This window comes from Nitrososphaerales archaeon, from assembly GCA_032906765.1.
Lineage (GTDB): Archaea > Thermoproteota > Nitrososphaeria > Nitrososphaerales > Gagatemarchaeaceae > DASPPF01.
On sequence record JAJTZB010000005.1, the window covers coordinates 165,971 to 180,218 of the forward strand.

Sequence of the window (14,248 nt, forward strand, 5' to 3'; positions counted from 1 at the left end):
ACTGGGTGACGTTCAAGCCTTTTATTGCCCATCGAATCAACAAAAAGGAACGGAAGGGTCAGACAGCGTCATCAATCTCGACATCGAAGGGGCAGGCGTTGCATCAGCCCGAGCAGAGTTGGCGAAGGCAAGGGGAATATTCGCGGAGAAGTTTCGTCTCTGAACTCGGATCAAGATTCTCGGTTCTGGGAATCGTATCCAACTTTAACTGTCAAACGGAGAATCTAGAAGAAGAGGGGACATAGAAATGTCAACTTCATCAACCGTGAGCGCAACCTGCCGGGCGGCGCAAGAGGACAAGGCGAGCCTGGAAAAGGCGAGGGGAATCTTCGCGGAGGACTTCGGCACCTCGGAGTACAAGTTCGGCCCGGCGGTCATGGGAGAAACTCCGGATGCAATCGAGACTAGGGGCTACTTCCCCGACACGCGCGGCTTCGTGCAGATGGTCTCGCCAGATAGCAGACACAAGCTCCTGGTAGTCGGCCCACAGGTCAGCAACTACCTCGAAGCCAAAGTCGACTTGGCTGAAAGGCTGGTCTACCCGCTGCGGTACGGCTTGATCCGAGAGGACGACGAGCGCGCCTGGTCGGTCCTCAAGGAGCTCGTCCGCTACGGCCTCATCCGACATCGATACAATCAGGACGGCAGCAAGGGAGCGAAGTGCGTCGCTGCGCTCTCGTCGGCGGCCCCGCGGTACATGTACGAGCGGCTCTTCGACCTGCACCAGAAGATCAACGAAGAGGAAGGGAAGCGCCTGGTATCTGCTATCTCAATAATCCCGCAACCGCCCGCGGTCGCCATCTCTCAGAAGAAGCTCGCCTGCACGGTTCTGGAAGGAGGCCACGGAAACACGCAGGTGGCGCCCATCGGGAACGGCGTCATATTCAACGCGCTAATCGGCCTCCAAAGAGGCGGGGCAGACTGCGACCTGCTCACTGCGGAGGTGCTGAAGGATGCGGGCTACGCCGACCTCGCCACTGAACCGAAGCTCGTGAAGCTCTTCAAGGAGGCTGTGGGACTCATCCCGAAGGACCTGAAGGCGGTAATGGAAGACAAGTCAAACGAGGCGTTCGACGTTACCTTCAGCATCCCCAAGACGAAGATAAAGATAGAGCTCGGAAAGGACAGCTGGCAGAGGTTCCTGATGGGGGAGTACTTCTTCAAGCCTTCGGAGGATGTCTTCTCCTCCTACCGCAAACGCGGGACAACGAAACCCCGCTTCACGGAGATGGAAGGCGAGGTGATTCTGAGCGAAACTGACCTCGCCGACGTAATCACCATGGCCATAGACAAGGTCAGCTTCGAGCTTCAGCCGTCGCTCTACCAGAACATCTTCCTTTCAGGCGGGAACTTCTCGTGGAAAGTGCCGCCAGGAATGGAAGATCACGCCATAGGCGCCCCAAAGAAGCTGAAGGACATGCTCAAGGAGAAGGGAGTCACCGGCACAACAGTCGAGCTAACGCGCAACCCAATCTTCAACGTCTGGCAAGGCAGCGTGGCCTACGGAATGTACATCCCCGATGACTTCGCATGGGATTGGCAGGCAAGAGAAGGCTGGATGTTCCTGGACGCGAAGTCGCCCCAGATGAAAGGGGGGTTAGACGTTTCTAAATGACTAGACTAGGCAGTTATCTTGAAGCCAGAGTAACCGCGGGCAACTTCATTCTAGGACTAATGGTTCTCGTGCTTGGCTATGAGTACTTCACCTCCAGATATCTTTCCAGGTTTCCTGACTATCGTCTGTCTTACCTGATAGGAGCGGTCACAGTCGTATACTTTCTTGCTCTTCGGTTCATCGATTACAACAAGAGGCGAGAAATGTCAACACTCGAATCCGCAGTCACCAGTGCGCTGGATCTCCTCGCGGCCTTGGGAGTGGTTGGTCTCGCGCTTGAGTACGGAAACTACCCTGTGGCTTTCCTTCTCAACGTGGACCCTTCACTCTATTCGTTCGCTCCTCCTGGCTCGATCTCCGTCTATGTTCTGACTGCGGCCTTCGCGGTCTTCATCGCCCCCAGAACCGCGACCCACTTCCTCCTTCCCCCGGCCCCTCAGCCTAAGATTGCGTCACCCGCTCCGTTTGTGATCAGGGCAGGCAGCTTCGAAGAGTTGGTGGCCGCCCTTGAGCAGAAGACCAACGAACTGAGGGACGGAGCTGGACCGGAGGGTGCCGTTGTCGACCCCAGGAACGTCAGACTCCTGCTCAGGTTGGCACGTGTAGTGGAGGGGCTCCATCAGTTGTGGCAGGCCCTCGAACTCGAGGGACGGGAGCTCAGGGAATTGCCGCCCGCGGCCGGTTGGCAGGGTGTATTCCGAAGGGAGAGAGGCTCTGAGTGGAAGGGGTTGATCGTGGTAGGTCCCGAGGCCGCAGCCCCGCCCGAGAAGGAGGCACTCACAGAAGTCCTGGTCGGCAACCCATGGGCGAGTGTCCTCTCGAAGAGGGCTTTGAGAGGCTCTAGAAAGGAAAACTAATCCTCCTAGGCGTCCGCTCGACCCTTCATTTGATTGCTTTCATAATAGCGTCCGGTGACCGAACCGCGCCCCAAAGGAGAGGGCCCTTCTTCGAAGAGCTGAGCCATCCATGGCTACTGCGCCAACATACTCGGCGCCCCAATCCAACAAAGTAATGCCGCGGCGCTGGTCGGACCCGCTACAAATCTGGACCAAAAAGCGGACTCGAACACAGGCCACGGGATACGAGCTACAAACATTTGGACCAGGTGCGGTCGCCGGGACCGCGACTTCACCTAATAGAATGCCGAACCGACCATGAAGACGAGGGTAAGGAAGAGGACTCCGCCCGTGAGACCTGCGCTTATACCTCCGACCCTCAATTCTTTTTGGAACTCCGCAGGCAAAGTCTGATGGTCAGAGGGCTGTGTCAGACGTAATATCGAAATTGCTCTATCAAAGTGAGGGGCAGTTAGAAGGTTCACCAAGAGGAACGCAACCAAGCCTAGAGAAAGGCCGATTGACCTCTTCGAGCCCCACGCAGTAGTCCAGAGGTCGCTGAGGTTACCGTTCGTGAAGCTGTAAAGCAGAAGGAAGCCGAACAGTATTGTAAGGCCCGAGACTGCTCGGAAGAACGCGTTCGTCCTCCTTCCGAAATTCAGATAGAATTCTCTCTGCGCCCCGACGGAAAGCCTTCCCAGGAATGGGGCGAGAACGAAGCCGAAGAAGGAAGAACCTCCGAACCAAAGGATGGCAAACAGGATATGGAACCAAGCAAGCACAGCAACTACTAGGGGGTCCACCAACGTTAGCTAACCATTGGTGACTACGATTGTACCCTTCATCCACAAATGGTAAGTGCAATAGTATTGATACGTGCCAGCTTGGGTAAACGTGAAAGAGAAGGAGGCTCCGCTGGCAATGCTCCCCGAATCGAATACACCTGTCGAGCTCGTCACTGTGTGAGGCCCGGAGTCGCGATTCACCCAGGTGACTGTTTGCCCGACCTTGGCCGTGAAGTTTGCAGGGAGGTAGAAGTTGGCGTTGGATGACGAAGAGGATCCCAACACTATGGAAATGTTGGTGGGACCCCCTGTTGACGCCAGCAGGCGAGATTCGGTGGTAGCCGCAAACGCACCGACAAGAAGGCCTCCAACCGCGACGCCGAGAGCTACGAATGCCAGAATGCCCGATCTCGTAACCTGTCTCGGCGGAAGCTGAGGTTTCCTGGCTGCGCTGAACCCGTAGAATCCATACGGAACCGCCGTAGCCACCGCGACATAATACGGAAGGAAGAGCGCAAACGGCTGGCCACCAGGGCTCTGAAGAATTTGGACAAGACCTGCTGGAGACCCCCACAGCAGTGCTAGATTGACCAAGGACACGACGCCAGCACCAAGATAACCCCATCGCTTGCTGCGCCAAGAAGCGAACGCAAGCACGACGAACAGAACCATGAAGATTGTCGCTTCGATCAACAAAGGAAGCACACCTTCAATCAGTCCGACAAGGATTGCACCCGTCAGATTGACAAATGCTGCATAGCTCATACTAAGGGTGAGAACGCGGCTGACCATCTTTGATTCTCCCAATTGGGTCTTTTCCACGACAAGTGCATGGCGGAGTCAAGGTCATAATCCTGCGTCGAGTGCGACCAGCCAAGAGTGACAGACTTAAATCGAAATGTCCAGAATGGAGAACCTGACCCGCCAGATTGGATACACTTGACATTAGGATACTGAGAGAGTTGGGGCGAGGCGAGTCGCCAGGTCTCCCGGCAAACCCCAGAATCCCTCTTAGAAGTCTCGCGCGAAGGCTGGGAGTGGACAAGGACACCGTAAGCAGCAGACTCAAGCGGTTCCGGGAGGCCGGCGCTCTGCAAGGATGGGCGACAATTGTCAACCCAAACCTCCTCGGCGCAAAACTGACAAGGTTGCTTTTCGACGTTCCGACGCCCTCTTCTAAGGAAGAGCTCATGCGCAACGCGGGCCTCATCCCGGGAGTAGTCCTCATCACTCCCCTCCTCGGAAACTCCATTGAGATACTCCTGTTCTACGAGGACGATCAATCTCTGAGGAAGACCATTGAGCTAATTTCGAGGACTTCGCATGCGGAGAACCTGATTCGCTACGACAGTGACTTTCCCGAGTGCAAGCTCAAGCTATCAAGAACAGATTGGAACATAATCGAAAGCCTGCAGAAGGACCCGCGAAAGCCCTTCAGTCTCATCTCGAAGGAGCTTGGAGTAAGCAACAGGACGATTAGGAGGAGGTTGGAGAGGCTTCTCGAAGGGATGGCTCTGGGCGCATACCCGCGGTTGGACGTGTCGGCCTTGGACGCAACTGCTGTCCACTTGCTTGCGGCCTACACGAACCCTGAACAACGAGGGGATGTCAACAATAGAATTATCGCGCAGTTCAACGACTCTCTTCTGATGGCCGAGCTCGGAGGCAAGAGCCACGGTCTTTTCATCTTGATCATCACGAACGCTGCTAGGGTCAAGGATATCAGAGAATGGATGAGGAATCAATCTGGAGTATCTGGCTACCGTGCTGACGTTATACTGGACCATTTGGAAGTGCCGGGCGCCCTAAGCAGATTGATCGAGAGGAGTCTGGGTAGAATCCAAGTACCCGCGTGACGTCGCGAGGGTACCTCTTGAAGCGGGCGTCTTCGCGTTCGGACCAAGACTGAGACGTCACCCCAACGCGCCTGCCGAACTCATGCGCAACAAACAAGGTCAGCTGCATGGGATTTTGACCTGCAGGTGCGAATCTCGGCCGTGAAGGAAATTTCAAATTATGTTGAACTATTTCTCAGGCATGAGAAAGTACTGAAACTGACCTTGCGGTCGCCGGGATTTCCGCCCGCGTTCATGGCCGCGATGACTGGGAGATTGCAATATGTGGGTGCGGGTCTTGGTGGACTCGAACTGGCGGCGCTGGTCGGACTCGAGCCAATTTTATACCTAGAAAGGGACTCGAACGGCGCCTTTGTTAGGGTCCGTAGACACCGCTTCTGTGGTCTATCTTGTCCACCAGTACTATTCGCTCCACGCCGAGAACCTCGTACAGAATTCTGTAATCGCCGACCCTTACTCGAAAGAGCCCTTCTCTGCCTTGCAGCTTTACCACGCCCCTCGGAAACGGGTTTTCTGCGAGTTCCTCGAGCTTCAGAACGACTCTTCTCTTCATCACTATATCGAGTGACTCAAGCTCTCTGACGGCTCTCTTGGAGAGCTTGACCTCATGCTTCAATGGACTTCTTCGCTTGAGCTAGGCTTGTGGTTCTTCCGTCTTTCAGGTCCCGACGCGCTTCTTCGATCGCCTGATCGTCATCCTTTGTGGCTATTGCGTCAAAAGCACGTTCGAGGGCGGATATTCGCTTCTTCATTCGGTGCATCTCCTCCTTCAGCTTCCCATAGCTGGCCTTCAAGGACATGTTCGCGGATTCGAAGTTTCCTATTAACTCCTTCGGCCGTGCTGGCTTTCAGGTCGGCCCAGATTCGAATCCTTGGCCTTGGCCGTTTCTTCTGCGTCGTCGGCTCGTCTAACCACAGATTAGTGTAAGGGTGCTTGGTTGGCCCCTTGCCATCGAGGACGTAGCAGATACTTGAACCCTGGTTGAAATCCCGGCGACCGCACAACGGTCCGAATCAGAACTTGGTGAAACCGAAAATGGGCCGGCCTATATTCGAACCCTTGGCCGAGCCGTCCTTCAAACAAATTGATGACATCCCGAAACTTTTCAGCGGCGCTGGTCGGACTCGAACCGACGACCATTCCCCAGTGGATAACCACTTACAGGTATCTGCCAGCGGGCTAACAGCCTGCTGCTCTACCACGCTCAACCAGGTCATCACTGGTACTCTATGACCGTTCCGACCGAAGCATTACTCCTCAAATTGGAACGGATGCTGCCAGAAGAGAAAAGCGGCGACGGTCGGACTCGAACCGACGACCAATAGGTTAACAGCCTACTGCTCTACCACGCTGCTCAGTTGTTTTCAACTTCTGAGCTATGGTCGAACCTGGGTTCTACCATTGGTGGCGGCTTATATCCAAAGGGCTGCTACTCTGTCGTGTTCCAGAAGAAGGAGAGGAAGGACTGCGAGGTCCTCCTGAAGGTTGTGGGCTGGGAGAGCGAGTACCCCTCGGTCCAGAGGATGCTGACGTACCTGAGGAGGAAGGTGGGCAGCGACACCTCAAGGATGAAGTACCTGGACGAGCTGGCGCGCTTCCTCAACTGGCACGAGATCAAGAACCCGGAGGACTACCTGAACATGGGCAAGGAGACGGCGACGCAGCTCATCCAGGAGACCAGCGACACGATGCACGCCAAGGACAAGAGCATACACTACATCAACACCTTCGTCTCCGACGTCTCGCTCTTCCTCAGGGTGAACGGGATCAAGGACCTGGAGATACAGAGGATACACCAGCCGGCGAGGTACAGGAAGAAGCCGGAGTACATCCCGACCAAGGAGGAGGTCTTCGCCATGGCGGACACCTGCGGCTCGAGCCTTGCCGGGCAGCGGGACAAGGCCATGATCCTGTGCATGTACGGCTCAGGGCTCAGGAACTCGACGATACGGGCCGTGCTCTACGGGGACGTGAGGGCGGAGCTGGAGGCGAATCTGGACGCGGTGAAGGTGCCCGTCTACCCGGAGATGAAGAGGAAGGTGCCGGGAGCCTGCAAGGGCAACATCCCTTACTTCACCTTCTTCCCCAGGGAGGCGGTCGCGGCCCTGAAGCTATACCTGAAGGAGAGGGTGGCGGCGTACGGGCCGATACCCGACGACGCGCCCCTCTTCAACACGGAGGACACGAAGATAGAGAAGGCGCTGCGGAACCTCAACACCATCACCAAGGACAAGCTGCGCAAGGTCGTGCACATGGCCGCGCGGCGGGCAGGGATGCCCAGGTGGAAGGACGTCTACCCTCACGTGCTCAGGAAGGCGGCGGAGTCTTTCTTCAGGGGGCCCACGACTGACGGGGTGCGGCTGGACGTGAAGACGCAGGAGTTCCTGATGGGGCACATACTGCCAGGCTCCCAGGACCCCTACTTCGACAAGACCAAGGTGGACGAGCTGAGGGAGAGGTTCTCGAAGCTGATGTTCAAGCAGGAGAGCGCCTTCGACAGGAAGAAGGTGCTGAGCACCATGAACCGCCAGTTCCTTAAGCTGGCGAACTACACGGACGACGAGGTCGAGGCGCTGGGCGACCTCTCGGCCCTCTCAGACGCCAGGCTCCAGGAGCTGGTGCAAAGGAAGACGCTGGGCCTGCCGAGCGCGGGGCGCCAGAAGGTGGTCTCCCTGGGCGAGCTCGAGAAGTACATCAACGAGGGGTGGGAGTACGTGACAACGTTCAACGGCGACAGGGCCATAGTGAAGCTGCCGGCGGGCAGAGCGGCGTGACTGGAAAGTCGGGGGACGGCTTCAGAGGCTGTTGTAGCCGTCCACTTCGCGGTGCAGCAGCCGCGAGTAAATCCCGACCCTGATTGGGACCTCGTCCGCTTTCAGGTAGTCTGGCTCGGACAGGATGATCTGCCTCAGGGGGCTGGAAGGGGGAAGCAGGATGCGTGCCAGGTTCTTCAGCTCCACGATGCTGACTATGGCTTCGGCCTGCCCGGGAGTCTGCATGTCCGCGAAGCAACCTTATGAAGCGACGGAGCGATGATGAGCCCGTTGCCAACGGACTCGCGCTTGGTTGACAAGGTAGCCCAAAGGGTGCTTAGTGAATCGCTCCGCCTGAATAAGGGGGAGAACATCACGATAGAGGCGTGGAACAACGGACTACACTTCGCACAGAGGACTCTGGTGCATGCCCGCAGGCTTGGTGCGATACCCTTACTGCTCTTCGAAGACGAGGGGTCGTACGTAGAGGGCCTCAGGGGAGCGCCAAGAGACATCGTCGGCAAGATGGGAAGGCACGAGTACGCGCTTCTGTCAGCGACCGACGCATACGTGTTCATTCCAGGCCCTGTCCTCGGGGGCTCCCCGAAACTGTCGCGGGAAGAGGTCGTGGCCTCCACCAGCTACAATTCGTCATGGTACAAGGCGGCCAAGTCCGCAAGGTTGCGCGGAGCCAGGCTGACTTTTGGTTACGCCGGGATGGAGATGGCCCGCGTTCTTAGGAAGAGCCTCGCAGAGATAGTCGAGCACCAACTGAAAGCGTCGCTCGTCGATTTTCGGAAGATACGGCAAACAGGCAGGAAATTGGCACGCGAGATGGTACGCGGAGGGAAGGCCACGATCATGGCCGAAGATGAGGTGTTGAATTTTGAACTCGGCGGAGAAGAGGAAATCGACGATGGGATGGTCGACCGAGCGGATGTGGTGGCGGGGAACAACATGACGAACATACCGCCGGGATACCTTGCGAAGGAGGTCAGAACAGAAACGGTTTCAGGGGCTGTCAGGCTCCATGCCCCACTTCCGAGGCTCGGCACCTCCGTTGACCTCCGCCTGGAGTTCGCGAAGGGAAAGCTCAAGACTTGGAAGAGCGAGCGAAACCAAGAATGGCTCGACGCACTCGTGAAGAGGCTGCCCGACGGGCGCAGGACGTTCTCCTCAATCGTGGTGGGACTGAATCCATCTCTGAGCTGTGGCTACGCTCAGGACAGGCTGGTGGAAGGTGCAATCACACTGTTCGGATTGTTCCAGGGCACGACGAAAAGCGGGAGCGTGACTGTTAACGGGAGATTGCTAGTTGACGAAGGCAAGATCATTGCGTAACGGTGGTATTGGAATGAAGCGGAATGAGGCTGCTGAAAGCGTCAGAACCAGGCCCATCGAGAAGGCAGACTACATGACGGTCTCGCGAATCTACCGCGAGGAGGTGAAAGGATACCTTACCTCGTTACGGAAGGCGCGAAGAGACCAAGAACTCCGGGAGGAGAGGAGGTCGATAAGGCCGAATCTGCTTCGAGGTGAGTTCGAGTTCTATCAGAAAGTCGGATGTAGTTTCGTTGCCGTATCGCGGAACAAGATTATAGGGTTCATCCTGACGCAGCCAATCAGCTGGATGAACATGGATTCTAGGGTTCTTTGGCTTGAATACATCGCGGTCTCGCCCGCCTTCAGAGATCGAGGTGTGGGCTCGGCATTGATGGCATCTGCAAGGAAATGGGCGGCTCGACGGAGCATTAGTTGCAGATTCGCGACCCTCAACCCCGACAACAAGGCATCAAGAGCACTTCTCCGGAAGGGCGGCTTCGAAGTGAGAAAGTGGTTGACCGCGAGGTACCCTTCATCCTGAAGGAGACGCGCAAGGAGTACAGATTGCCTCACTTTGTCTGTCTTGAGCTACCTACCCCTGGGCCCTCATGGAGTTCGACATCGCGATTCAGAATACCGAGTCTGCAGTCGTTGCCTTCATCGCTTGGTGCGTCGTGAGCGGCATCCCGAAGGCGGGAAACGCAGGCGTTCACGAGCGAAGTCCGGCCGATTCTTCCGCGACAGCCGCAATCAACCCGTCGAGCCCTCGATACGCTCCTGAAAGAGGGCTACTCTTTTCGAAGGCAGAGTACACCGGTTCGGCTCCTACATAATAGGCGGGGTTGGGCTTGAGCTTCTCGACGTATTCAGGCTTCAACCAAGCTTTCAGCGCAAAGTAAGCAGCCGTGTCAACCACGGCGTGGAAGAACTCGGGGTTGGCGTTCCTGGATTCGAGCTTGGCCTGCAGACCCTTGGCCGAGAACGCGCTCTCGGACAGCTCGTGGGCGAGCAGCTTCTTCTCGATTTCAAGGTTCGCGACAGGGGCGAGCAGAATCGTGCTGGCGAAGGACGCCCCACCGTTGAGGGAATCGACGAGTTGGACATCAACGAGGTCCGGGTTCCAGCTCGTCTCCGAAATCTCCCTAATCCCTTGCATGACGCCTTCACCCATGGGCTTCCATTCCTCCTCGAATCTGGATTTGTGCTGGTTCAGCCTGCTCTGGACCTCCGGCCACATCTCGGCGTAGCCCTTCCAGCTCTCATCGAGAATCGCTGACCAGATGCTTGCCAAGCGTCCGAAACCATCGCGAATTCTGCTCTCAAACGAGCCGCCGGTGTCGCCACCCAGCAGTGAGAGCCCCACGAAATCCCAGTCGGCCCACCCCAACTTGAGCAGGTCGGAGAAAAGTCTCGTCAGCTGCTCGGTCCTCAGGTGAGGGTGAATCTGTCTGTACCTTGCGTTGTTGAAGGCCGACCCTTCGGAACGGAACGATTCTGGAAACAGGGCGATTGTGTGGCAGAAGAGGTTGAGGTCTCTGCCGACGTGGAACCTGAACTGGGTCATGGGTCGCGTTCAGCGGATTTCTCCGTGAGTGGCCCGTCTGTTATAAGTTGCGTGGCCCTACGCCTTCATGGCACTCGGCACCGCGATGCAGAAGATCGAGTCCGCTATCATCGCGGTCGTCCTGGGAATCGCGTTCCCGTTCATCGTCACCTACCTTGTTTCCGGAGGGACTTCGTCCTCCTTCCTCATCCCCTGCACCTCCGCCGGGAGCGGCGTCTGCACTGTCGGGACCGTGTCAGGCAACGTCATCACCCTCCCGCAGATACTCGTGAGCACCGCGAACCTCGTCATCACACTACTCACCGGGATACTGATCATCTTCGCCTCCATCTTCGGGATCTGGGGGGCGATAGAGTACGTGGGTGCCCGCGGCGGCTCGGGCAGGGGAGGCGTCGGCTAGGATAGATGGCCGCGGCGAGACAATCCGGCACCCTCGCCGATTGGTTCGAGGGGCTCGGCAGGGTGAGGACGCGCCCCGTGGTCGTGCTGAAGCAGGGGGTCGCCAGATGCGACGGCCAGCTAATCAATCCGAAGGATGGTGTTGTCCTCGCCCCCGACCAGGCCTACGAGACGGTCTGTGTGCCGGTCGAAGAGGAGTCCCTCGGCTCGGTGGCAGGAGTTGACACCAGAGTGACTCCGTTCTAGCCTTTGTTCTTCTTTTCCTTGGGTGGCAACGTGAAGTAGGAGTGCGGCCGGGCCTGTTTCAAATCCCTATGTTCTTCTCGCTTAATATCGGCCGGCAATCTTGCCCAGCGGGTTGGCGGAGGGCGCAAGGCCTAGCTATCGGAAGGTGCTCTCCAATCATTCGATGTTCTTCCTTTGGGCGGGCGAGATCGTCTCACAGTCCGGCGACTACGTGTTTGCGATAGCCCTCCCGTGGCTGGTCCTCCTACAGACAGGCTCGGCATTTTACGTCTCGCTCACCAGCGCAATCGCATGGACTCCTCTTCTGCTCAGCCCCATTGCAGGGGTCTACGTCGACAGGACCAACCGGAAGACCTCCGTGATTCTCGGGAACCTGGTACAGGGTTCGGCGGCCGTCACGATGGCGGTGCTGTACGCTGCCGGGGCCCTGAGCCTGCCTGCGTTGCTCGCGCTTGTCTTCGTCATCTATTTCTTCGACCAGTTCGTGTCAACCGCAATAGACGCCATCCTCCCTAGACTTGTCGAGTCCAAGTCGGAACTCGCCGCCGTGAACGCCCTCTTCTCGATCTCCTCTTCGACAAACCGGATCGCCGGGTACGTCGTCGGCGGAACGGTGATAGCTCTCGCGGGGGTCGAGGTGCCGATACTCTACGACGGCACGACCTTCCTGTTTGCCGCGCTGTTGACCTTCGCCTTCGTCTCCTCGCTGTACGGCCGGATTTCGAGGCCCCCAAACAAGTCAAATGACCCAGACATTCACACGATGGGTTTCAAGGCCGAGTTCGTCGAAGGAGCGAGATTCGTGAAGAAAAATAGGCTCTTCCTTGAGCTAACGGTCGTTGTGTTCGTCGTAAACTTCTTCGTCAGCGGACCTTCGGCCCTGATTGCCCCTTACGTGGCCGACTCTCTGCATCTCGGGTCCTTGGGCTTTGGGATCGTGGTGGGTGCGCTCGGGGCTGGCGGAATCGTCGGGTCGTATGTCTTCGGGAAGTTGAACGTGAGGGGATATGTGGGCAGGCTCTTCTTCGCCATGGCCCTGCTGATAGGAGTCTCGCTCCTGATCATGGGCCTGATTCCATCCTTCTACCTATCGTCCCTGCTGTTGTTCGTCATCGGGCTGGCGGGGGTGCTGGTCAACCTGCCCATAATGACCCTGATTCAGGCGAAGGTCCCCAACGAGATGCTCGGACGTGTCCTGGCCATTCTCGTTACGCTCATGAGCGCGGCAGCCCCTGTGGCTGCAATCGTCGCGGGAGGCTTGGCCGTGGTGGCCTCCACGCATGCTGTTTTCGCGTACTTCGGCATGGGAGCGGTTCTGACAGTCCTGCCGTCTTACGCAATGTTCCGGGAGCTCAGGTCGGCAAGTTACTGAAGACAATGCGAATGGCCCCGTTTTAGGCGATGCGTCGCTCCCCTTCAGGTGCAACCATAGGATGGGCGTCAGGTCGAGCCTCTATCAAGTTTCGGCGGGCTATCTGCGGATATCGCGGTACTTCTTCCTCGCTTTGGCAGTGGTGGGGCTACTGGGGACGACCACAGGGGTCTTCGCCCAAAGCCAGCAGCCGCCTCAGCTCGCCCTGACCCTGTCCAACGCCAAGGTGGTCGAGACCTCCCTCCACTTGGTCGACGTCGTAGCCGTTTCGGGAACAGTTGCAGTTAGCGGCCCGACTCAAGGTTCCTGGAGCGGCGGTGCCCTCCACTTCAGCGGGTGGGCCTACGTCGTCGGAGAGGACCGCTTCGGGCAGAGCGACTCGGCGAACATCACCCTTTCCAGCGGCGACTTCAGTCCTTCAACTTTGGACTACCCGGCATCCTTGGACTCGACCTTCAGCAATCAGCAGAACGGACCCCACACAGTCGCCTCCTACGCCATCGTTGTAGACGCCTACGACCAGAGCGGCAGGCTGGTGGGAGTCTCCAACGAGCTGCAGGGAGCGGGGCAGGCCGGGTCTTCCGCAAACCTCTTCATCCTGACCATGGAGATCCCCCTCTTCCAAGTGCCAGAGCTTGGCATCTCGGCAAGCAACCCAGACTTCTCGAACCTCTTTGCAACCTTCGACCAGCTCCCCTTGGGCGACTTCTACATGCTGCTTGCAGAGGTCGCGGTCATCCTTCTGGTGGGGGCGGGGTTGGTCAACTTCATCATGTACCTCACAGGCGGGGGCGAGGGAAAGAACCAGACCAAGACGCTGGCTGGCCTCGACAACGTCCTCATGACCCTTCTCCTCGTCTTCCTCCTCCCCTACGCCTACAACGCCGTTGCAGGCTTCGTTAACGTCCTCGACCAGCAGATCATCGCAGGCCCGGGGAATCCGTATACCTCTTACTTGACCAATAGCCAGCTCATCTGGAATACGCTCCCCACGGGTGGCAACATCCTCACCGACTTCATCGGCGCCATAGCGAGCCTGATGGCATGGGTGATGTCCTGGCTGCTCGGGAGTGCACGGATCTTCCTCATCGGCGCAGTTACGGTGGCAATGCCGATTGTGCTAGTCCTCAGGGACATCAGGTTCACCGCCAGGTTCGCCGGTGTCGTAGAGGACACCTTCTTCGGCCTCATCTTCGCTAGCGTGATCAGCGCCCTATTCATAGGCCTCGCAGCCTACATCTTCAACCACTGGAGCGGCTCGATGTTCCAGGCGGCCAACGTTGACGAGACTTGGGTGGCATTGGCCGCGCTAATGGGAGCCATTCTCGCGCCCACCATCTTCGCCCCCATGACGGGGGTCTTCTTCCAGACCATGAGCCAGGTTGGGATGGCGGCTGCGGGTACTGCGGTGGCGATTGGTGCTGGTGGACTGGGTCCTGGTGCCGCGGGCGTCAAGGGAGGACTGGCTATGGCTGGGCAGGCTGTCGGCGGTCTGGCC

The 14,248-nt window shown here is 57.7% G+C and carries 16 protein-coding genes and 1 tRNA gene; 10 read left to right on the forward strand and 7 right to left on the reverse strand.

The features are described 5' to 3' along the window. The first annotated feature begins 247 nt into the window (after nt 1–247). Together LYZ69_07055 and LYZ69_07060 are read left to right on the forward strand one after the other, a co-directional pair. Entirely contained in the window at nt 248–1,615 is a 1,368-nt protein-coding gene (locus tag LYZ69_07055) for a hypothetical protein (GenBank protein MDV3278208.1), read from the forward strand. Then, the gene (locus tag LYZ69_07060; protein MDV3278209.1) at nt 1,612–2,472 is read left to right on the forward strand and encodes a hypothetical protein; all 861 of its coding nucleotides are present in this window, start codon (nt 1,612–1,614) and stop codon (nt 2,470–2,472) included. Before LYZ69_07055 ends, LYZ69_07060 begins: the two co-directional genes overlap by 4 nt. Before the next feature lie 275 nt (nt 2,473–2,747). On the opposite strand, the gene LYZ69_07065 is transcribed toward LYZ69_07060, so the two are convergent. Both LYZ69_07065 and LYZ69_07070 read right to left on the reverse strand, forming a co-directional pair. Continuing rightward, a complete protein-coding gene (locus LYZ69_07065) occupies nt 2,748–3,254 on the reverse strand; it encodes a hypothetical protein (protein MDV3278210.1) in 507 nt (168 codons plus the stop codon). Nucleotides 3,255–3,263: 9 nt separating this feature from the next. Further along, entirely contained in the window at nt 3,264–4,028 is a 765-nt protein-coding gene (locus LYZ69_07070; protein MDV3278211.1) for a plastocyanin/azurin family copper-binding protein, read from the reverse strand. Between the two features lie 137 nt (nt 4,029–4,165). Between LYZ69_07070 and LYZ69_07075 the strand changes: the two genes are divergently transcribed. Then, entirely contained in the window at nt 4,166–5,092 is a 927-nt protein-coding gene (locus tag LYZ69_07075; protein ID MDV3278212.1) for an AsnC family transcriptional regulator, read from the forward strand. A gap of 355 nt (nt 5,093–5,447) precedes the next feature. On the opposite strand, the gene LYZ69_07080 is transcribed toward LYZ69_07075, so the two are convergent. The 3 genes from LYZ69_07080 to LYZ69_07090 all read right to left on the reverse strand — a co-directional run bounded on the left by LYZ69_07080 (nt 5,448) and on the right by LYZ69_07090 (nt 6,479). Next, complete coding sequence (locus LYZ69_07080) at nt 5,448–5,708, reverse strand: type II toxin-antitoxin system RelE/ParE family toxin (protein MDV3278213.1); 261 nt, start codon at nt 5,706–5,708, stop codon at nt 5,448–5,450. Then, on the reverse strand, nt 5,698–5,886 hold the full coding sequence (locus LYZ69_07085; protein MDV3278214.1) for a hypothetical protein: 189 nt from the start codon (nt 5,884–5,886) through the stop codon (nt 5,698–5,700). The genes LYZ69_07080 and LYZ69_07085 overlap by 11 nt, the downstream gene beginning before the upstream one ends. Before the next feature lie 499 nt (nt 5,887–6,385). Then, nucleotides 6,386–6,479 (reverse strand) — tRNA-Asn (locus LYZ69_07090). Between the two features lie 53 nt (nt 6,480–6,532). Between LYZ69_07090 and LYZ69_07095 the strand changes: the two genes are divergently transcribed. Next, complete coding sequence (locus LYZ69_07095) at nt 6,533–7,867, forward strand: hypothetical protein (GenBank protein ID MDV3278215.1); 1,335 nt, start codon at nt 6,533–6,535, stop codon at nt 7,865–7,867. Nucleotides 7,868–7,888: 21 nt separating this feature from the next. Here the strand turns inward: LYZ69_07095 and LYZ69_07100 are convergent, their stop codons facing one another. Next, nucleotides 7,889–8,092 (reverse strand): hypothetical protein, encoded by a 204-nt coding sequence (locus LYZ69_07100; protein MDV3278216.1) that lies wholly within the window; start codon nt 8,090–8,092, stop codon nt 7,889–7,891. 45 nt (nt 8,093–8,137) lie between these two features. Between LYZ69_07100 and LYZ69_07105 the strand changes: the two genes are divergently transcribed. Both LYZ69_07105 and LYZ69_07110 read left to right on the forward strand, forming a co-directional pair. Continuing rightward, nucleotides 8,138–9,187: an aminopeptidase gene (locus LYZ69_07105; GenBank protein MDV3278217.1), complete on the forward strand. Its 1,050-nt coding sequence runs from the start codon at nt 8,138–8,140 to the stop codon at nt 9,185–9,187. 13 nt (nt 9,188–9,200) lie between these two features. Further along, nucleotides 9,201–9,710, forward strand: coding sequence for a GNAT family N-acetyltransferase (locus LYZ69_07110; protein ID MDV3278218.1), 510 nt, complete (start codon nt 9,201–9,203; stop codon nt 9,708–9,710). 168 nt (nt 9,711–9,878) lie between these two features. Here LYZ69_07110 and LYZ69_07115 read toward each other — a convergent pair whose 3' ends face one another. Next, nucleotides 9,879–10,733 (reverse strand): hypothetical protein, encoded by an 855-nt coding sequence (locus LYZ69_07115; protein ID MDV3278219.1) that lies wholly within the window; start codon nt 10,731–10,733, stop codon nt 9,879–9,881. A gap of 67 nt (nt 10,734–10,800) precedes the next feature. Between LYZ69_07115 and LYZ69_07120 the strand changes: the two genes are divergently transcribed. From LYZ69_07120 to LYZ69_07135, 4 genes are all read left to right on the forward strand, one after another. Then, nucleotides 10,801–11,133: a hypothetical protein gene (locus LYZ69_07120; protein ID MDV3278220.1), complete on the forward strand. Its 333-nt coding sequence runs from the start codon at nt 10,801–10,803 to the stop codon at nt 11,131–11,133. Nucleotides 11,134–11,138: 5 nt separating this feature from the next. Then, nucleotides 11,139–11,378, forward strand: coding sequence for a hypothetical protein (locus LYZ69_07125; GenBank protein ID MDV3278221.1), 240 nt, complete (start codon nt 11,139–11,141; stop codon nt 11,376–11,378). A 112-nt stretch (nt 11,379–11,490) separates the two neighbouring features. Further along, a complete protein-coding gene (locus LYZ69_07130; GenBank protein MDV3278222.1) occupies nt 11,491–12,750 on the forward strand; it encodes an MFS transporter in 1,260 nt (419 codons plus the stop codon). Nucleotides 12,751–12,811: 61 nt separating this feature from the next. Continuing rightward, nucleotides 12,812–14,248: hypothetical protein (locus LYZ69_07135; protein ID MDV3278223.1), on the forward strand; the 1,437-nt coding region annotated here is incomplete at its 3' end.